The sequence below is a fragment of the Alkalihalobacillus sp. NPDC127517 genome, assembly GCF_050276055.1.
In the GTDB taxonomy this organism is placed as follows: Bacteria; Bacillota; Bacilli; order Bacillales; family Bacillaceae_D; genus Alkalicoccobacillus.
On the sequence record NZ_JBNNQX010000001.1, the window covers coordinates 176,047 to 195,350 of the forward strand.

General features: G+C 35.0%; 16 protein-coding genes. 3 read left to right on the top strand and 13 right to left on the bottom strand.

Features of this window, described 5'->3' with window-relative positions; genetic code table 11:
* Positions 1 to 2 precede the first annotated feature (2 nt).
* Positions 3 to 353, top strand: a complete 351-nt coding sequence (locus ACQKKO_RS00815; RefSeq protein ID WP_498643356.1) for a hypothetical protein — start codon at positions 3 to 5, stop codon at positions 351 to 353.
* A gap of 269 nt (positions 354 to 622) precedes the next feature.
* Here the strand turns inward: ACQKKO_RS00815 and ACQKKO_RS00820 are convergent, their stop codons facing one another.
* The 9 genes from ACQKKO_RS00820 to ACQKKO_RS00860 all read right to left on the bottom strand — a co-directional run bounded on the left by ACQKKO_RS00820 (position 623) and on the right by ACQKKO_RS00860 (position 10,712).
* Complete coding sequence (locus tag ACQKKO_RS00820) at positions 623 to 1,423, bottom strand: glycosyltransferase family 2 protein (protein WP_498643358.1); 801 nt, start codon at positions 1,421 to 1,423, stop codon at positions 623 to 625.
* 21 nt (positions 1,424 to 1,444) lie between these two features.
* Positions 1,445 to 2,524, bottom strand: a complete 1,080-nt coding sequence (locus ACQKKO_RS00825; protein WP_498643359.1) for a glycosyltransferase — start codon at positions 2,522 to 2,524, stop codon at positions 1,445 to 1,447.
* Between the two features lie 4 nt (positions 2,525 to 2,528).
* The gene (locus tag ACQKKO_RS00830; RefSeq protein WP_498643361.1) at positions 2,529 to 3,959 is read right to left on the bottom strand and encodes an oligosaccharide flippase family protein; all 1,431 of its coding nucleotides are present in this window, start codon (positions 3,957 to 3,959) and stop codon (positions 2,529 to 2,531) included.
* 159 nt (positions 3,960 to 4,118) lie between these two features.
* Entirely contained in the window at positions 4,119 to 5,003 is an 885-nt protein-coding gene (galU, locus tag ACQKKO_RS00835) for a UTP--glucose-1-phosphate uridylyltransferase GalU (protein WP_498643362.1), read from the bottom strand.
* Positions 5,004 to 5,086: 83 nt separating this feature from the next.
* On the bottom strand, positions 5,087 to 5,485 hold the full coding sequence (gene tagD / locus ACQKKO_RS00840) for a glycerol-3-phosphate cytidylyltransferase (protein WP_498643364.1): 399 nt from the start codon (positions 5,483 to 5,485) through the stop codon (positions 5,087 to 5,089).
* 16 nt (positions 5,486 to 5,501) lie between these two features.
* Positions 5,502 to 7,289, bottom strand: a complete 1,788-nt coding sequence (locus ACQKKO_RS00845) for a CDP-glycerol glycerophosphotransferase family protein (RefSeq protein ID WP_498643366.1) — start codon at positions 7,287 to 7,289, stop codon at positions 5,502 to 5,504.
* Between the two features lie 11 nt (positions 7,290 to 7,300).
* Positions 7,301 to 8,056 carry a CDP-alcohol phosphatidyltransferase family protein gene (locus ACQKKO_RS00850; protein ID WP_498643368.1) on the bottom strand — a complete coding sequence of 252 codons (756 nt, stop codon included), beginning with the start codon at positions 8,054 to 8,056 and terminating at the stop codon, positions 7,301 to 7,303.
* A 35-nt stretch (positions 8,057 to 8,091) separates the two neighbouring features.
* Complete coding sequence (locus ACQKKO_RS00855) at positions 8,092 to 9,270, bottom strand: CDP-glycerol glycerophosphotransferase family protein (RefSeq protein WP_498643370.1); 1,179 nt, start codon at positions 9,268 to 9,270, stop codon at positions 8,092 to 8,094.
* 71 nt (positions 9,271 to 9,341) lie between these two features.
* Complete coding sequence (locus ACQKKO_RS00860) at positions 9,342 to 10,712, bottom strand: sugar transferase (protein ID WP_498643372.1); 1,371 nt, start codon at positions 10,710 to 10,712, stop codon at positions 9,342 to 9,344.
* Positions 10,713 to 10,989: 277 nt separating this feature from the next.
* Between ACQKKO_RS00860 and ACQKKO_RS00865 the strand changes: the two genes are divergently transcribed.
* The gene (locus tag ACQKKO_RS00865) at positions 10,990 to 12,540 is read left to right on the top strand and encodes a glycosyltransferase (protein WP_498643374.1); all 1,551 of its coding nucleotides are present in this window, start codon (positions 10,990 to 10,992) and stop codon (positions 12,538 to 12,540) included.
* 46 nt (positions 12,541 to 12,586) lie between these two features.
* On the opposite strand, the gene ACQKKO_RS00870 is transcribed toward ACQKKO_RS00865, so the two are convergent.
* The 4 genes from ACQKKO_RS00870 to ACQKKO_RS00885 all read right to left on the bottom strand — a co-directional run bounded on the left by ACQKKO_RS00870 (position 12,587) and on the right by ACQKKO_RS00885 (position 18,205).
* Complete coding sequence (locus tag ACQKKO_RS00870; protein ID WP_498643376.1) at positions 12,587 to 15,418, bottom strand: CDP-glycerol glycerophosphotransferase family protein; 2,832 nt, start codon at positions 15,416 to 15,418, stop codon at positions 12,587 to 12,589.
* 194 nt (positions 15,419 to 15,612) lie between these two features.
* Positions 15,613 to 16,335, bottom strand: a complete 723-nt coding sequence (locus ACQKKO_RS00875; RefSeq protein ID WP_498643378.1) for an ABC transporter ATP-binding protein — start codon at positions 16,333 to 16,335, stop codon at positions 15,613 to 15,615.
* Positions 16,335 to 17,114: an ABC transporter permease gene (locus ACQKKO_RS00880; RefSeq protein WP_498643380.1), complete on the bottom strand. Its 780-nt coding sequence runs from the start codon at positions 17,112 to 17,114 to the stop codon at positions 16,335 to 16,337. Before ACQKKO_RS00880 ends, ACQKKO_RS00875 begins: the two co-directional genes overlap by 1 nt.
* Before the next feature lie 50 nt (positions 17,115 to 17,164).
* Entirely contained in the window at positions 17,165 to 18,205 is a 1,041-nt protein-coding gene (locus tag ACQKKO_RS00885) for a glycosyltransferase family 2 protein (RefSeq protein ID WP_498643382.1), read from the bottom strand.
* A gap of 122 nt (positions 18,206 to 18,327) precedes the next feature.
* On the opposite strand from ACQKKO_RS00885, the gene ACQKKO_RS00890 reads away from it, so the two are divergent.
* Complete coding sequence (locus tag ACQKKO_RS00890; RefSeq protein ID WP_498643384.1) at positions 18,328 to 19,113, top strand: SGNH/GDSL hydrolase family protein; 786 nt, start codon at positions 18,328 to 18,330, stop codon at positions 19,111 to 19,113.
* Positions 19,114 to 19,304: the final 191 nt, after the last annotated feature.

Below are 19,304 nucleotides of genomic sequence, written 5' to 3' on the forward strand. Positions count from 1 at the left end.
TGTTGAAATATAGAATAGGTATCACAATCCTATCTTCTCTACTTTTCTTAAGTGCATGTGGACAAGAGCCTTTAGTCATTAGAAGCACAATGGAAGGCGATCAGTACGTCCGTAATAACATCGAGTCATTTACGACCGATACCTTTAATCAGCTTATGCTATCTGATCAACCGATCGATGAAACAGCTATTAATCAGTTACGAGACATCATTAGTGAGAACGAGCAAACGCGATATACACGCTACGACGATGAACTTTACCGCTATGATCCTACTGGAGAGTTGCTTTATTACACAAAATGGACGGAAGAAAATGGAGAGTTCAAGCTAGCTGCTCTTGAGTTTCCTGAGTAACATACATAAAGAAATAGAATGAAAGACATAATGCAAATCACATAAAAAATGGCGAATGATTCTACGATTGAATCATTCGCCATTCGTATTTTTAACAAAACGAGCGGAAGGAGAACCCGACACTCCTGTGGATAAGTACGTGGTGAAGACACTGTAGCGGTGTTTTTTCCGCGGAAGGGGCTGAGGCCGTACCCACGGAAAGGGAGGGATTCTCCTGGAGCGGATGGATTGCTATATTCGTGTTTTTATATTCTGACTCTGTCTTTTCTTCATTTCGCTGTTTTTTCAGAAAAGCTTAGTGCTACTGCTTTTGCATAGGTTTGAAGGGGGCGTTTAACATGACGAATCTTTTTAGCAAACAAGGCGGTGAGTAGAATAATATCAATGGGCTTTCGGTACAAGGCTGCAAACAATGCTCCTTTACTAATCATCGTTCTCTCATCTAATCGTGATGCTTGAGTTGGCTTTAAGTGATACACATTCACTGCAGGCACATAACTAATGGTGTAACCAGCTCTGTGCAAGGCAAAAAGAAAGATGTTCTCTTCTCCACTAGGGTGTTGTGCGCCAAGACCAAAGTTTTCATTAAAAGCTAAATATTCATGATCGATAGTTTGCGTATCAACAAAGATTTCAATAGACGACTTTCGAAACAGATCCCTTGAACGCACCTGATTCGCTTCCTCTGATGGATAAGACTTATACGTTTGATTTGACGTTGGATCAAAAATTTGAAAACAAACAACTTGCGCCTGATGTTGAGAGAAAAAACGCTCCACTTTTTCAACCGCATGAGCAGGATACCAGCAATCATCATCCGAAAAGGTCACGTATCGCCCTTTTATAACTTGTAATCCCTCATTCCGCGCATAGGACAAGCCTCGTTTGGATAACTTTACCTGATTATGTAAAAATGAACGTTTAGAAAGCAGTTCTGCGACGTCCTCATGATGATCCTGTGATACAACAATAACTTCAAATTCAAGGCTCGTTTGATTTTCTAGACTATCAAATAACCGATTTAATTCAGTTACCCTTGTACCAAGTGTTGGAACAATAATACTTAACATATCGTATCCCCCATCTATCTTTTAAAATAAACGTTCATAGGCCGTGACACAATTCTCAATGGAAAAGGTAGAGGCTCTTTCCTTTAATAGCTCCTCTTGCTGAGGATGCTCCAAAGCATATATGATCGCATCTGCCATCTTCTCTACCTCTCCAACAGGTACAAGCGTTCCGAGTCTTCCGTGCTCAAGAATCTCAGCAGGTCCACTTGGACAATCAGTCGCAACGACCGTTGTACCCATCGCAAACGCTTCAATTAACACATTGCCAAACCCTTCCCATGCAGATGAAAGGACAAATAGATCCGCTTGCTTCATATATGGATAAGGATTGTTTTTAAACCCAACAAAATCAACTACATCGTTAAGTTCAAGCGTTTTGGCAAGCTCTTGCAGTGATCCCATCTCCGGACCATCTCCTACCAAAAGAAGCCTGACTTCCTTTTCCTCACACACTCTTTTAAAGGCATGAAGCAAAGTCGGGTAATCCTTTTGAACATGAAGTCTGCCAACTGAAACAAGAACCTGTTTCCCCTCATCAAACCAAGGATGATGAACCGATTCTTCCCCATTTTCAAGTAATTCAGGTGTCACAATGGGATTATAGATCACATGTACTTTTTCACTTGATACACGAGAAACCTCTCGAATGTCTTCGGCTACCCCTTTTGACACACAGACGATGTCATCAGCAAAACGATACATCAGCGATATGCCGCGCTTTACATGATTAAATTGTGGAAGCCTTCGCGCCTGCTCCGTTATATTGACATGGCTGCTTACGATGATCTTCGTTTTCACACGTGTTAATTTCTTGGCAGCTAACACAATTAAATTAATGTAGTCCTTCGCAGAAATAAGAGCATCTGGTTGGTGTTCTTTTAAATAACTACGTATTGCAAGCAAACTTGAACGTAAGTTAGCCTTATCTAGATGAATGAGGTTCACACCTTCAGGAATCTCCTCCACATACTCACCCTTTAACTGCACAACAAGCAAATCGACTTTATACCCTTTATCAAGCAATCCATTAATCAAGTGAAGAGTCAAACGCTCGACTCCTCCCCCTTCAAGGGAATATAAAATAAACGCAATCTTCTTCATATCTCTATCCTCTTTTCCGGGTGACTAATCGCTTTTGAACGACAGCTCTTACACCTAATACATCAAATGCCAAGACGAATACTGCATAGATCAGTAATCCAAGTACAACTTGTATGAACAACCAGACGATTCCTGTCTGCTCCCGCATGAACCAGAGTGCGACACCCATTATAAATGACGCACACAAAATCTTAACAAAATCTTTACCTGGGAATGGAAATTCTCGAATGGAAAGATTCATAAAAACAAGACTTAGCACAATCGCTACTACATACGCAATCACCGTTGCTATGGCAGCGCCTTGTAATCCGAATTCAGGAATAAGCAAAATAGTGAATACAACATTTAATACAGCTGCAAGAAACACAGGAATCACTTGAATAGACGTTCGTTTATGTAAATGAAAGATAATATCTACTGCGTATAATTTAATCCCTTTTAAGAAAGCTCCGACAGCAATAATTGGCATAATCAGCAAGGCTTCTTCTCTAAAGCTCTCTCCTAACATCAAACCAACTACATTAGGAGTGAGAACCAGCAACCCAACCATCGCTGGTAAGGCAATCAATAAAAGCAAGCCTGTATTCTCTTTAACCTGAACTAACGCTTCTTTCTCACCCTTCTGTTCCATCGTTCGAACAGCCAGAGGAAACGCCGCTAAGTTGATGACAAGCATTAATGTAAAAATCGTTTGCTCCGTTAAATCATACGTGGCCGAATACGTTCCATTTGGCCCGACACCAAGCATCGCGCTAATGATAAAGCGATCCGAGTTATGAATAACCACTCCAAGCAACAAAGTTAAGGCAAGAGGTACACCATACCCCGCAAACCCTTTAACAATAAGAGGGTCATAGGACGTCAGACGCAGACCTAATCCCCATTTTTTATAGGTTGGCCAAGCGAGCGTCACAACAAATGCAATAATTAACCCCCACAGCAGTCCGAGTTCATCATAACCAGCCACAATTAGAAGCACCCCAAAGGCCAAGGCCAATACAGAACGCAGGAACGAAAGATACCCGTAAAGCTTAGGATTAAACTCCGAGCGAAGTAAATTCAAATTCATCTGATACCAGGACTGACACCATGAAAGAACAAGAGCTAACACAATATGGATCCATCCAAGCCCTTCAAATAGAAAATAAAGGGGTAACCCTGCCACAGCACTAAAGAAGGCCAGTGCCAGAAAACAGAGTTTCACCGTATCTAAAAAAGATCGCTTCCCCTGGTACTGCGGATAATAGCGAAGCAAGCTCACCTTCAGCCATTCAAAGACCACAGCATTTATCATGGCAGCGATGGCAAAAACCAACGCATATCGACCGTATTCAACGTCCGTTAACAGTCTCGTATACACAGCAATCGCTGCAAATCCGACCAATGCCGGAATTCCGTGGGAAAGTAAATAAGCAAACGCGTGTCTAGCTAACAACCGACTTCCTCCTCTAACAAACAACCTATATCACCCAGTATGGTCACAAACTGATTGTAGCAGAATCTCCTAACGAAAAAAAAGCACCTCCCAGTTGAGGGAGGCGCGGTATCTTTACAGTGTTTACAGAGAATTAACAATCCTCATATCCACTTTATATTAAGGCTTTAAAATATCTTCTAGTTGAAGATATTCCTTCATTTTCTTAATAAGCTCAGGCTTTAACTCGTCACGTTGCATCGCAAACTCAAGAGTGGTCATGACAAAACCAAGCTTTTCGCCCACATCATAACGTTTCCCTTCAAAATCATAGGCGAACACCGGTTGAGCTTCATTTAGTCGTTGAATGGCATCCGTTAATTGAATCTCACCACCAGCACCTGTTTGTTGATCTTCAAGGTATGTAAAGATCTCAGGCGTAAGCAAATAACGACCTAAAATAGCAAGGTTCGATGGAGCCGTTCCAAGCTTTGGCTTCTCTACAAACTGGTTTACCTTGTATAAGCGCCCGTCCTGGCTAATTGGATCAATAATACCATAACGATCCGTCACATCTTCAGCCACCTGCTGAACTCCAATAATCGAAGAACCAGTCTCATCATATTGCTCAATCAGCTGCTGTAAGCACGGCTTTTGATTCTGAACAATATCATCACCTAAAAGTACAGCAAACGGCTCATCCCCGATAAACTTACGTGCACACCAAACCGCGTGCCCAAGGCCCTTTGCTTCCTTCTGACGAATGTAATGAATATCAACCTTAGAAGCTTCCTGAACCTTTTCCAAAAGCTCAAACTTTTCCTTCTCAATCAAGTTCTGTTCCAATTCAAACGCATGATCAAAATGATCCTCAATTGCACGCTTTCCTTTACCTGTTACGATAATGATGTCTTCAATGCCAGATTGAATCGCTTCTTCAATAATATATTGAATTGTCGGCTTATCGACAATTGGTAGCATTTCTTTTGGCATAGCTTTTGTTGCAGGAAGAAAACGAGTACCAAGTCCCGCAGCAGGAATAATAGCTTTTCTTACTTTTTTCATGGTTTGCCTCCTAGGTTACATTTCCAATATTGTTTATCATATCATACTTCATTAAATGACAAAATCTTTAAATTTACGCAAGTTTAACTACTTTCATGTTTATACAATTCACTCTTAATTTTAGAAGTGGAAATTCCTGATGTACGAGGCAAATAAACAACTTCACATCGTTCTTTTAGAAAGTCAAATTCCCCCTCCCAATCATCACCCATTACAAATATATCGATGTTATATTTACTTACATCCAATAGTTTTTGGTCCCAGTTTTCTTCAGGAATAACTTTATCGACATATCGAATAGCCTCGACAATTAACTTGCGGCTCTCAAAATCATGGTAAGCTTCTTTATTTTTTAACGCATTAAACTGATCCGTTGAGATGGCTACAATTAGATAATCACCTAAGTCTTTAGCTCTCTTTAAAAGATTAATATGTCCTTTATGCAACAAATCAAAGGTCCCATAAGTTAAAACCTTCTTCATGACACATCTCCTCCAATCATCCTCTGGCTCGTACACGTCTTAACTTATGAATTAGCCATTTAACACATGTATTATGCTTGTACCTTCTCCAAGAAATTCTAAGAATATCAGAATTCAAAATGAGTCCCGATACATTTAGCTTTCTTTTCGAAAGCCTCTTTTCTAACGAAATAATTTCATTATAGATGCGTTGACTATTTTGATGATCAATGAATTTAAAATAGTTCTTTTTCATTTTGAGATCAGATTCTTTTTCCTTAAATCCGAGTTTTGAAGAATGTTTAAGTTTATCAATTAATTCCATATTCGTATATGCCACGTCACCAAACAGTTCCTTGTTAAAATCCATATAACTGCCTTGGTATTGATTGTATTTCTCCAAATCAAAGTGATAAAAAATGACTGGTTTTGATTGATAGTACATCTCCCAAGCAACACTTGAGTAATCAGTAATTAATAGACTCGCGCGCATTATCAGCTCATTTACACTTTCATCACCAAATTCCATAACTCGTATATGTCCATTTGATTGAACAAACGCGGAAACATATGGCATGAATTTCGGATGAACATAAAAATTCAATAATAGGTTTTCTTTTTTCAAGTAATCAAGAAGAATGGGTGATTGTAGTAGTTGATTATACTCTTGATAATAATCCGAACGTATGAATTGTTCTTCTTCCACTTCTTCTAACCAATTCCGCCACGTAGGCATAAGTAATATTTCTTTTTGCTCATTTTCACCCTTTAGTTGAGATTTATCTACAAGAACATCCCATCTTGCAAGTCCGGTGACCATGATCTGATTTGTTTTATAGCCAAAGTTAGATTTAATAATTTCTTTTTCATAATCTGACGAAGCCACAAACAACTCTGCTGAGTTTTGAGTATTGTAATTAAATGTGGAGTCGACTTTTTTTAATCCAAGAACACCATGTTGTAAAAAAACAAACTTCTTAGCTGTGATTACTTTTTTAAATACGCCACGCGATACTCTCCATGCATATCCGTGCCCCTTTGCTTCTGAGGAAATAATGAGCTTTGATGATATTAAAAGCAAAAGATGTTTGAATGACATAAAATAAATAACCTTGTCTTTGTAAGGTGTGAGTTGTTTTTCATCCTTAGTGCCTTCTTTTATGACATAGTAAACCTTTTTCTCGGGATGCTTATCATAACAATACTTAAAAAAGTAAAAACTATTATCTTGCGCAGTCTCAGAGAATTTCTCATGAATTAGCCACACTGAAGGTTTAGGGATAAATTTATAGATAATATGGTAGTAGAAATAAGCCGTATACTCCATTATCTTATGCTTTGGTTCTTCATATTCACCCTTTTTTCGATAGGTAATACTCAGCCCACCGTTTACAGTAACATAAGGATAGATCATATAATTCTGATCCGTTATCGCAGTAAATGTAGTCATAAGGTGTCTTAACTTTTTAAGGATAAGATAGTGATCACATATCACACGAATGTCTTCCACGTTTATAGATGACGTTTGAATGCTCACATAAAAGTCCCAGTAAAAAGAATCAAGCGGCAACTCAGATAACAGGATATGACTACTCAATCGGCACTTTTGTTGACCTGAAGACTTTACTGTAACAGGAAGTGTAATCATTGTTTCCTTGTTATCTCTTTTAATTAATTTCAGACTAAGAAATGTGAAATCTTGATCTTTATTTATCGAACGAACCGAAAAATCTAAATGCAGAATTCCGTTAGACATATTTATTTTATGAATAGAGACCTTAGCAGATTTTATATTTAATCCTTCTTTTGGATCAATGGTATTCATAGAGGCTTCACCTATTTAGAAAAAGTTTTCACTGTAATAACGAACCTTAAAAAGACTTTTAAGATGAGTATAGCAATAAAGAAAAGCAGATAATATTCTACAAAGGAATAGACTGTATAATAACTCAGTAAAAGCATTAGTATAACAGTTACAAAAAAACCAGGTAAACCTAAAATAAACCCTGTAAATTCAAAAAGAATAGACTTATTTCTAATGTTTTGTACTGGATCTTCCTGTTCCATCTTTGCATGAGTAAGATCGTATGATAAGGGCAACAGGAGAGACATTACAATGCTAATAACCGTAAGATATAAAAGAATCAGACCCCAATTCGGTACAGTTAAATAATCTGTTAGAACCAAATACGCAATAATAAATGAAATAAATACAGGCAACGTCGCGGCTCTAATTAACATATCGATGAAGTAGCCAAGTTTCGAAGTTCTATTTGTCATCCTAGCTAGTTCTCCATCCACGCAATCAAGCAGATACCCAATGTTATATGAGAAGAAAGCTAACACAAAACTTGTCGGAGTCGCTAATACCATACATAACCCTGACAACAAAACAAAAAACAAACTTAACCAACTAACTGTATTTGGAGAAAATTTCAATTTATTGAACAGTAATGTAATGTAAATTGACATTCTTCTTAAGACATACCACGACCACAAGTCTTCTTTCGGACTATATGGTTGTACTTGACGTCTTAGATCAATGATCTCTTTGGAATCAAAGAAAAAGGTGGATAATTTTTCGGATGACAAAGGTGACAACTCCTTCTTTCTGATGCTCAGTTTGATTACTCAAATATGCGTTCAACTGTCTCTTTAGCAGAATAACCTTTGTCTAAATAACAAAATCGTTCTGTAAATGATTGAAGATTTGGGTGAGGAATCTGATCACTTTTTTTTATTTCGCTGACAATCTGCTGCGTATTCATAACTATAGGGCCCGGAGCTTCCTCTTCCAAGTCGAAATAAAACCCTCTTATTTTCCCTCGATATAGTTCGATATCATACGTATAGAAAATCATTGGTCGCTTTAAGATTGCGTAATCAAAGAAAACAGATGAATAGTCGGTAATCAAGACGTCACTCATTAAATAAAGATCAGTAATATCTACTCCAGACGAAAAATCAAAAACAAAGTCACTATGGGCTTTTATATCAAAACTCTCAGATACAAATGAATGCATTCGTAAGATGATGACATATTCATCACCTAACTCCTTCTTCATTACATTTAAATCAAGCTGTAGCTTAAATTTGTATTTGCCGGGTTTATAGTACTCATGATCTCTCCAGGTCGGAGCATATAAAATTACTTTTTTATCTTCTGGAAGATTGTATTTCCGTTTTAAAGCACTAATATCCTTATCATTATTTCTGTTTACAAGGTCATCATTTCGAGGGTAGCCCATTTCAAGCACTTCCCCTTGATAATGAAATGCTCGCTTAAAAATATCTGTGGAGTATTTATTAGGCGATAGAAGAAAATCCCAATTTATGGCTTCCTCATGAAATCCTTTAATATATGTTTCTCGATCTGTGCCTGGCATATGCACTTCCTCCATATCAGCTACTAACCGTTTTAAAGGGGTTCCATGCCAGGTTTGAATGTAAGTGGTATGTGCAGGTTTAGGTATCCATGAAGGCATACGGCTATTTGTCACCCAAAAGCCAGCTCGAGCCATTTTAACGAACCACTTAAAAGAAAATCGTTCAACATAAGGAATACCTGCTTCCTCAAATAAAGCTTTATTTTGTTTATTTACACTCCAAAATAAATCATAGTTTTTAGCGTGCTCAACCATGTACTCATATATTGCTTTTGGATTACAGCTGTATTGTTTCCCTGAAAAGCTCTCAAACATAACGACTTTTTTTTGAGCTGGAAGAAGAGATAAGAATACGATTATGGATGTAGAGATCTTTCTAGCCAGGGGAAATTGTTTTAATCGTTCTATTATTGATCTCATGATGTTCTCCTTTACTCTCCTATTCAAAAAGAAACCCCTGTCACTGAAAGTAACAAGAGGTCTGTGGCTCTTTAAAAATCTTCTTGCTTCTTGGTAAAGATACCCACTTTTTTCGTTTTTTTAACTTCTCCTTCAGACTTTGCCTTATTAATAACAACAAGTATAGTTCTAAGAAGAATAATAAAATCAAGCCAAATGGAGTAATTTCGAATATAATGCAAATCAAATTTAAGCTTTTTGTCTACATTTGTTGTGTATTTCCCCATAACTTGAGCGTAACCGGTAATCCCAGGCTTAACAGTGTTTCGATAGTTAAACCACTTGTTATCCTTTTGAAATTGGTCAGCGAAAAAATCCCTCTCCGGTCTTGGTCCTACCAAGGACATATCACCAATTAATACATTAAGTAATTGAGGAAGTTCGTCGATTCGTGTTTTTCGCATAAAACGTCCAATTTTAGTAATTCGGTTATCTCCAGATTGAGCAAGCGTAGGACCGGTTTTTTCTTCAGCATTTTCTACCATTGAGCGGAATTTCAAAATGTGAAATTGCTTATGATCCTTACCAATTCGCTCTTGCTTAAAGAAGATCGATCCTCCATCTTCAATTTTTATAACAACTGCAGCTATTAATGAAACAGGTAAAGTTGCCACTAGGATCGCTAATGATAATACAATATCCATGAGACGTTTCATGGCCAACTGTGCCACAGAAAGAGTAAATGGTTTCACCTGCATTACCATTGTATCATCGAGTGTTGTGACTGATGTATTCATCACAAGTAATTCATTGACTGTTGGTACAATATAAACAAGCTTATTGTTTTTCATTGCATGGAAAATAATTCGATTCTTTTTCTCATCTTCAAGTGAGGAACTTAAAAAGATAAAATCATAATTTAAAAGTTGTGTTTTAAGTTGCTGAACACTTGACTTCATATCATAATATTTAGCTCTCCCATTGTTTGAAAGGAATTGAGAAAGATTGTCTTCCATCTCATGAAACTCAGATTCTGCTCCAATAAACATTAGCTTACCTTTTTTTGAGAGCTGGTTATATTTTGTGTACAATACTTTCCAGATCAGCATCAACCCAAATGCAAACACATGTGCCAGTATAATAACAAGTCGCGGTAGTGCAAATTCTCGAAACAAGAAAGAAGCAGTCATCGTTAACAACATAATAAAAGTTAAAGACACAGCTAATTTACGTATAATGTCCCAAACATCATATTGAACGAGTCGGTCTACCTCATATATACAAATAAAAACAACACTAATTAGCAAGATCCATGGTATAACGGACATAAAGGCTTCAATATTGCGTGGCGCTGTGCTTTCATATCTCACAGTAAAAGCTAAAACATATGCCATAATAATAATGAAAAGATCTACACAAATCGTGAAACCTCGAGCAAACTTATTGGGAAAGATATTTAGCATATAAATAACCCCTAGATTCATAGTCTAAGGGTTATTTTAACACAGTCTTTACAGAAAACATCTTCTTTTTTACAATTTCCATTAAAACTTCACAGTTGAATAAAAAACGGGGCTAAACAAATACTCATATGAAAAAATCAACCTTTATCTCTATTATTTAGAAACAATGTGGTAAAGCCTCTCCATGATTAACGTATTCATTTTAATATGGTAATATTGTAATAACCACTAATGAAAAATGATGGTTGAAAACTCAGCATCTTGAAAGGAAAATCCAATGAATACTAATTTCCCAGAATGTACAAACATTTTTGTAGTGAATAGAATTGTTGAAAATATAACGGGTTTAAATCAGGCAATGTTGCAAAGAGCAAGATTGTTTTACGAACATAAGGGACAAAAAACTAAGATACTTACATTAAGATTTGATCCATCTCATTACATTAGCCTTGAAGAGGAACTATATTCAAAAAAGAAGATAAATGAAGGAATACAAATTTTAAATCTCTATGAATTTTTTAAAAACCAAGCCAATACAGAATTGCCTAAAGTAGAACACTCTACAGATATGGATAATTATAACGTTGAAAAAAGCAAAAATGCATACAGGCTATATACGAATGGGCTTTACATTAAGTATATGAAGTATTCTGATAACAATGAGTTAGTTAAAGTTGACTACTTTAATGAAAATAGATATTGTTATAAAACTGAAGAATTTGATAATAAAGGCTACCTATCCAGAGTTGTTTATAACGATTACTTAAATCGGAAACCTCGTCAAGAACTTTACTATCGACCAGATGGAACATGTTATCTTTCTAAATGGTTTGAGTGGAATGACGAACAAAAAAAGAATAAATTATTAAGAATCATACGTTTTAATGAGAACGGAGAAACATTAAAAATTTTGCATTCAGAAGATGAATTAAAGCACCACTTCTTTGATTGCGTGCTTGAGAAAAGCAAAAGTCCTATCTTCATGATAGCTGAAGCCCGTTCTATAGATAAATTGGTACTGAATTACTCACAAGAAAATCTCTACAAAATTTTTGTGCTGCACACAATGCATTTAGAAGATCCTAACAATGCCGACTCCCCATACAACAATAATCATAAAGTAATGCTGAACTCTGTTGACAAAATGGATGGAATGGTTATTCTTACACACAAACAACGTCAAGATGTAGAAAAAATAATAGGAAAAAAAGACCATATAGCTGTTATTCCACATGCGTTTCAAAGTATTAGTTCAGAAATCCCTAAAGTACAATTGTACGATCCAAAAAAAATTGTTATGGTAGCAAGGCTCAATGCGCAAAAATCTCATGATCATGCAATTAAAGCCTTAGCTAAAGCTAAACAGGAGATTCCAGACATTAAACTTGTTTTAGTAGGGGATGGAGAAAACAAAGACAATATTAAGAATCTGATAGTGGAATTAGGAGTAGAAGATAATGTTGAAATGGTTGGTTTCTCTCATAATCCTTCTACCTACTATCAAGAGGCTGCTTTTTCTATCTTAACTAGTGATTACGAAGGTTTTGGATTAGTCCTATTAGAAAGTCTTGTTAATGGCTGCCCTGTTGTTAGTTACGACTTAAAGTATGGTCCAAGTGATATTATTAAAGATGGAATGAATGGACTTCTAGTTGAGAATAAAAACATTGAGCAATTAGCCGACAGAATGATTGAATTACTCCGTGACAATAATTTGTTAACAAAGCTACGACTAAACGCGAATGAGTCTATGCTTACTGAATTCAATGAAGATACTTTTGTTAACAATTGGTCTAACTTGTATAACTCTATTCTATCAAAAAAATAAAAAAAGAAGTGGACAGCTCTCTGTCTACTTCTTTTTTCGTACACTTCTATTTTTCTCGACTTACTATTTCACTGAAGATTCTCTCACTATTTAAGTTATCTACATACTTAAAGTATTCTTCACGTTTCTCAGCATAGGTAGGATTCTCTTTAAAACCATTTTTTACATATGAATTAATGAGGTGTATTAATTCATTAGGTGTTTTAGCCATATCTCCAAATCGTTCATTTTCAATATCCATGTACGCTCCTTGATACTTCATGTACTTCGGAAGATCAAAGTAGTAAAAAAGAACAGGTTTTTTTAGATAGTACATTTCCCAAGCTACGCTTGAGTAATCAGTAATCAGCATGTGTGATCGCATTATTAATTCATTGATACGATCCTGCCCGAATTGAAGTACTTTTATTTTGGAGTCCTCCGAGGAAAAATTTTTTACATAAGGCATAAACTTTGGATGTACGTAGAAATTTAAAGTTAAATTATTGGTTGTTAATGTTTGTACCAGTTCTTTTGAGTTTAGCAGATCATTATAAGAACGATAGTATTGCGAATTTAAGAACTGACCCTCATCAACTTCCTCTAACCAATTTCTCCACGTCGGCATAAAAATAATTTCCTTACGCTCATTTACTTTATTTTTCAATACATCCCATCTTGCTAAACCAGTGACAATAAGTCTTTTTTCAGGATAACCGAAATGTTCTTGAACGATTTTTTTTTCAAATTCTGAAGAGACTACAAAGAGTTCAGCAGAGTTCGCTCCTCTATAGTTAAATGTAGAATCTACTTTTTTCAAACCCAAGACTCCATGTTGAAGGAATACATATTTCTTTTTATCTACATAGTTTCTGATAGGACCCTGTGATACTCGCCAAGCGTAGCCGTGTCCCTTAGCTTCAGATGATATCATTAATTTAGACTCAAGAATCAGTTTGATGTGTTTATAAGACATAAAATACACAACTCTATCCATGTATGGCGCTAAGTTATTTACATCCTCAGATCCCTCTTTAATAACATAGTATACATCTTTTTCTGGTCTATTCTCATAGCAATACTTAAAGAAGTAAAAGCTATTATCTTGTGCTGTTTCTGATAACTTTTCATGGATTAACCAAACTTGATTCTTTTTGTTTTTAGTTAGCTTTAACTTAAACGATAAAAAGGCTAAGTACTCAATAATCTTATGCTTATTTGATTCAAATTCTCCTTTTAACCTATACGTTAAACTTACTGATTGGTCCCTTGTAATATACGGATAAACCAAATAGCCTTCTTTTGTTGTATACGTACTAGTAAATGCACCATGTTTTAACTTTTTGGCGATAAGTTTATTTGTATTCTTAAGTCGTTTTGAGAACAATGCTGACTCTTCAACCTTATATTCCATATAAAAATCCCAATAGAACTGTTCTAGATTTAACTCATCGATTGAGGTTGTTATAGAAACAATCTTTTTATTCCCTTCATACTTTACATGCTGTACTGGAATTTCACGTACTTCATCACTTTTTCTTAATTTCACTATTAGTTTTGTTACATCATAAGTGAAAGATTCACTTGATTTTACTTCAACTGTTAAATTTAATATTCCTTTTTTTGAAAGCTTCACATTTTTTAAAGATGAGAAGATTCTGTACTTCTCCTTGTAGTAATCTACTTGTTGAGCAAAAACAAATGAGTATTCGTTATCAGTGGTTAGATATGGCGCTACGACAACCTCGTCTGTTAGGTGAATCTTATCAAACATACTCTCGAAGTGACTTAATCCATTCAAATTGTAGGATCCTACCCTCATTCTTTCACTAAATAGTTCTGAATGCTGAATGTCTACAAACAAATCCCATCTGCCTTTTAAATTTAATGGATCTTGAAATTGGTCAATTCTAAGAGTTAATCTTACATGATTATTATCGAGGTAAGTCGATTCTGTCTTAAGTTCTACTTTATCTGGTGTCCTTCTTTTCTTTAAATAGAATGAATAGTCTTGAGAAAAATGAATTGCCTCTTTATTAAAAACGAAGCTTATCTCTTGTCCTTCAATTTTAAAGTCTTCAACTGATAACTCACCGCGTAACGTTTGATTTTTATAAGCTTCCTCTTTTAACTTAACTTTAAAAACAAATTCACTTGGATTAAAAAGATCAAGTTTATACTTATGGTTAAGATCGATTTCTCGTTCTAACGCTATAGCATTCAAATTAATAATCTTAATTAATGAACCCATTTTTATAATTAAGTAACCCTTAAAAGATTGCTCTGATTTTAATTTACTAAAGTCCTTTTTTTTGACTACAAAGCCTTTTTGTGTTTCATCAAGCTCAACTTTAACGTGTTTATTCGTTTCTTCTCCCTCAAAAACTAAAAGTGCTTCATCATAGTAATCACATAAAGTCTCGGGAGTGTAGAAGCAAATCTTATTATCGATGTATTCCACTTCTGATATTGAATATGAAAAGTGCACTCTCTGGAAACTAGTAGAAAGAATCGTTAAATAATCCGCAACATGAATCTCTAACTGGTGATTATTGTTAATAAATAAGACTGCACTTGTATTCTTTTTATTGATGATCGGCTTTAGATGCCTTGTAAATTGTGAAGCTAGTGGTGCATTTAAATAAGATAATGGTATAATTTGGTTTTTGAACCTTTTTCTATAGCTTATATATAGCTTCCATTCTCCTATTTTTAATTTCTTTAATTCAATATTAGACACCATAATTTCCAAAAAATCATTTGTTTTTGTTATATCACAGTTAAGATTAATGCTATTAACATCTTTTGCGATTAGATTAATATTTTTTATTTGAGATGAAATTTGTAATCGTACTCGTAAGTATTCCCCATCCCAATTTATTTCTTGGACGCTTAACATACTACCTTCTCTCCTTTGAACGTTACATTAATAAGTATGCTATCATACCTACTCCGTAGCAACTATGGTAATATTAGTAATTTACTAATATTATCTCTAGCTTTAGTCCTTTAACATTAGTAATTAAAATATAAAAGATAGTTTTTGAAGATAAATAACCTTTAGATTATTTATCTAAAGGTTATTTATCTCATCTATTTTGCTTCGTACAATTTAATCATATCGATTATATCTCCTTCTGCTTCAACCTTCCCTTTTTTTAATACAATAGCACGGTCACAAATCTTTTTTAATGGCCCCATGCTGTGTGAAACAATAACAATTGTCTTTCCACTTTTTTTCATTTCGATCATCTTTTTATTACACTTTTCTCGAAAATCTTTATCACCCACAGCTAACACTTCATCAATTAACACAATATCAGTGTCAATATGGACAGCTATTGAAAATCCTAACCTTGCTTTCATACCAGAAGAATAGAATTTAACGGGTGTGTTTATGAATTCGTCTAGTTCTGCAAACTCCACAATCTGGGGAAGAATTTCTTGTATTTTTTCTTTTTTCAAACCATATATTGCACAATTCAATCTAATATTTTCTAAACCCGATAGGTCACCACTCAACCCTGCACTTAGTTCAATTAAAGGCATCAAAGTCCCATGTAACTCGATCGTGCCTTGGTCTGGAACAATTACACCAGAAATCACTTTAAACAAAGTACTCTTCCCAGCACCATTTTTTCCTATTATTGCGTATCCTTCACCTTTTTTTACTTCGAACGATACATCTTCTAAAGCTTGGAATTTATCTATTGTTTTTTCTTTTTTAAATAAAGAGATTAATTGTCCTTTTAACGTTTTTTCAGTTGGTTTTCTAAAAGCTTTTTTAACATTCTTAACCACTAATGCACTTGTCATTAAATAACTTCTCCAATCTTTTTACTCATTATCTTAAAGAATTTCCAGCCTGCAAAGAAAATGAATAATGAAAAAATGACTGTATAAGTAATCATTCCCCATGATGGTGTAAGTTCCCCACCATGAAAAATCCAGCGATAAATTGTTAAAATGGTTACCATAGGATTAAGCTGAAATAGGATAAAATAACCACCTAATTGTTCTTTAACTTGAATAAGTGGATACATCACAGCAGATAAATACATCCATCCTCTCATTAATAAACCAACTATAAACTCGACATCTCTAAAGTAAACATTTACACATGAGAATATAAATACAATACCCAATAAAAGTACGGTTTGTAAAACAATCACCAATGGTAAAACCGCTAATCCAACTAGCGGTATTGAACCATTAATATAGAGTGAATATGCAGCAACTAAAACTAAAGATATTAACAGATTTACTAAGCTAGAAAATGTTATCGTTAACGGGAACAGTTCTCTAGGAAAATAAATTTTCTTAATTAATGATCCATTCCCTGTAAGGCTTTTCGTACCTCTTGATACAGAATGCTGAGTGTACATAAATGGGATTAAACCTGAGACTAGAAAAAGCGTATAATTCTCAATTGAAACTCTAGCAATCACCATGAATACTAACGTAAATATTAACATCAGACCTAATGGTTCTAGTAATGTCCAGAAATAGCCGAAGAATGTATTACGATACCTTACACGTAATTCCTTATGCACAAGAAAATAAAGGAGTTCTTTATATCGAAAAATTTCTCTCATTAAATCTCAACCTAACTTAGTTTGGAGTTTTTACTTACAATGTTATATCATCAATTAAACTTTTTGTCACTTTCCCGCACGCTTTTCAGTTTAATTACCCAATATTCTTTTCTAAAGTGTGCCGAAAAGCTCCCGAAACCTCTAAAAAAGTGTAGACAAAAAAATGTGAAAATACCTGGTATAAAATACTTTACTCCATTTTTCTTGGCTAACTCAACCGTAGATACAGCAGCTGCAAATAGATAAAGTATAATCATACTTAGAAAAAACCACCTTGCTACAGGGTTGAGTATTGCTGCGATTGTAACTAGAACTCCTAGTGAAAAGGCGTATAATGGGGCTTTATGACGACGCCTTAAACTCCCTGAACTGACTCGGTTGGCCATAATGTTCCATACACCATCACCTAGCGACTTTTTAATCAAGCCTCTAAGTGAAGGTCTTACATAATAAGTGGATTGGATGGACGTTGATAGATAGAATTGTCCGCCTTTGTCCTTCATACGTTTATGGAATTCAATATCTTCATTTCTTTTTAGATGTTCATTAAAATAACCAACTGTTTCGAACACTTCTTTTTTGTAGGCTCCATAAGGCACAGTATCAACAAAGCCTTCCCATACATCTTTTGTCGTCCGGAATTTGGAATTACCAACACCAAATCGATGGGAATACACGTATTCATTAATTTTGCCTTGAAACCCTTCTCCTTTTGATACGATGATCCCACCTACACAATCCACTTCCGGTTTTCTATTAATTAGATTTATATAACTCTCAAGAAAATCGTTAGGTACTGATGTGTGACCATCTACTCTCAGGATGTAGTCCCCTCTAGACGCTTTAATGCCCAAATTCCATCCAGGCGGTAATGTTTTCTGGGGATTGGATATGACTCTAATAAAGTCTTTGTTCTCTTTCAAGATGGGTTCTATTACTTCTAGCGTTTTATCATCTGATTCTCCATCAACAATAATAATTTCATATTGCCCCCTGTTTAAGGTCTGATTAATCAGCTTTTTTAGTAACTCCGCAATATAATTTTCTTCGTTTCTAGTAACAACTAGTACAGAGATCGTAACATTAGACAAAATCCTACACCTTCTTTTCTAAAACATTCCGTGCTCGGTATTCTTATGGAGTGTTATTTAAAACCCTTTCTTTAATGAAACGTTAGATATATAATAAACTAGATCTTTATACTCAGAAAGGAATGTTCATCCTGAAAAACTTAGCATTTGTTTTAACAATTATTTTGTCAATTGGAATCATCGCTTTTGGATACATATCTTATCAAAACAAACTCAATGATTTAGCAACTAACGCCCAAACAGACGTTACTAATAATAACACAAATTCATCAAATGAAATAATAGAGACGGAAGAAAGTCAATCATTCGGTGGGATACTTGGTGATACGTATGAGAATCTAGAATCTAATGAACTTAAAATTACATTCTTGGGCTCAGAAGCTATTCAATCGAGTTTAGATGAAGAAGATAATTCCGAAAATTGGCCCAGTTTATTAGTACATACTTTAGAAAACAATAACCTGTCTATCACTTATGACATTGTTAATATTGGGAAGCAAACGACTTCTGAAATACTAAATTCAACAGATATTGAAGTAGTCATTGATTCGAACCCCGATATTATATTTTTTGAATCTCTAACATTAAATGATAATTCCGCAGTCCTTTCCACTGAACAGTCTGAGGAAAACCTAACTGCTCTTTTAGAACAGTTGAATGATCAACTACCTAATGCAAAAGTTATCATTTTCCCATCTAATCCACTACTAGATCCTAGTTTTTACTTAACTCAAATACAATCACTAGAGGAATTTGCAGATAATAACTCACTTTTATATGCTAACCATTGGCAACAGTGGCCTGACGTTACAGATCCGCAAATAGAAGAATACTCGAAAAGTGGTATCCTCTCAGAAAGAGGTCATGAGGAGTTAGCGACCTTTATGGAGAAGTTCCTTACTGAATAAATAAACTGGATTAACCTTAACCATGAATCGAAATGATTCATGGTTTTTTGTGACAAAAATCTCTCTTTTCAAGCAACAATATTTACCTCCTAAAAGTTTATATTTTTCGACAAAAAGACTTGTCCACATGACAACATCCGACTGCGACGGCTTTTTCGTTTATTTATACACAACCTGTGGGTAATATCTAT

Excerpts from the sequence above, each read along its gene's own strand:
- ACQKKO_RS00890 (WP_498643384.1), top strand. The coding sequence starts at position 18,328 with ATGTTCATCCTGAAAAACTTAGCATTTGTTTTAACAATTATTTTGTCA.
- ACQKKO_RS00845 (WP_498643366.1), bottom strand. The coding sequence starts at position 7,289 with ATGAATACCATTGATCCAAAAGAAGGATTAAATATAAAATCTGCTAAG.
- ACQKKO_RS00870 (WP_498643376.1), bottom strand. The coding sequence starts at position 15,418 with ATGTTAAGCGTCCAAGAAATAAATTGGGATGGGGAATACTTACGAGTA.
- ACQKKO_RS00875 (WP_498643378.1), bottom strand. The coding sequence starts at position 16,335 with ATGACAAGTGCATTAGTGGTTAAGAATGTTAAAAAAGCTTTTAGAAAA.
- galU (WP_498643362.1), bottom strand. The coding sequence starts at position 5,003 with ATGAAAAAAGTAAGAAAAGCTATTATTCCTGCTGCGGGACTTGGTACT.
- ACQKKO_RS00855 (WP_498643370.1), bottom strand. The coding sequence starts at position 9,270 with ATGAGATCAATAATAGAACGATTAAAACAATTTCCCCTGGCTAGAAAG.
- ACQKKO_RS00825 (WP_498643359.1), bottom strand. The coding sequence starts at position 2,524 with ATGAAGAAGATTGCGTTTATTTTATATTCCCTTGAAGGGGGAGGAGTC.
- ACQKKO_RS00820 (WP_498643358.1), bottom strand. The coding sequence starts at position 1,423 with ATGTTAAGTATTATTGTTCCAACACTTGGTACAAGGGTAACTGAATTA.
- ACQKKO_RS00865 (WP_498643374.1), top strand. The coding sequence starts at position 10,990 with ATGAATACTAATTTCCCAGAATGTACAAACATTTTTGTAGTGAATAGA.
- tagD (WP_498643364.1), bottom strand. The coding sequence starts at position 5,485 with ATGAAGAAGGTTTTAACTTATGGGACCTTTGATTTGTTGCATAAAGGA.
- ACQKKO_RS00860 (WP_498643372.1), bottom strand. The coding sequence starts at position 10,712 with ATGCTAAATATCTTTCCCAATAAGTTTGCTCGAGGTTTCACGATTTGT.
- ACQKKO_RS00880 (WP_498643380.1), bottom strand. The coding sequence starts at position 17,114 with ATGAGAGAAATTTTTCGATATAAAGAACTCCTTTATTTTCTTGTGCAT.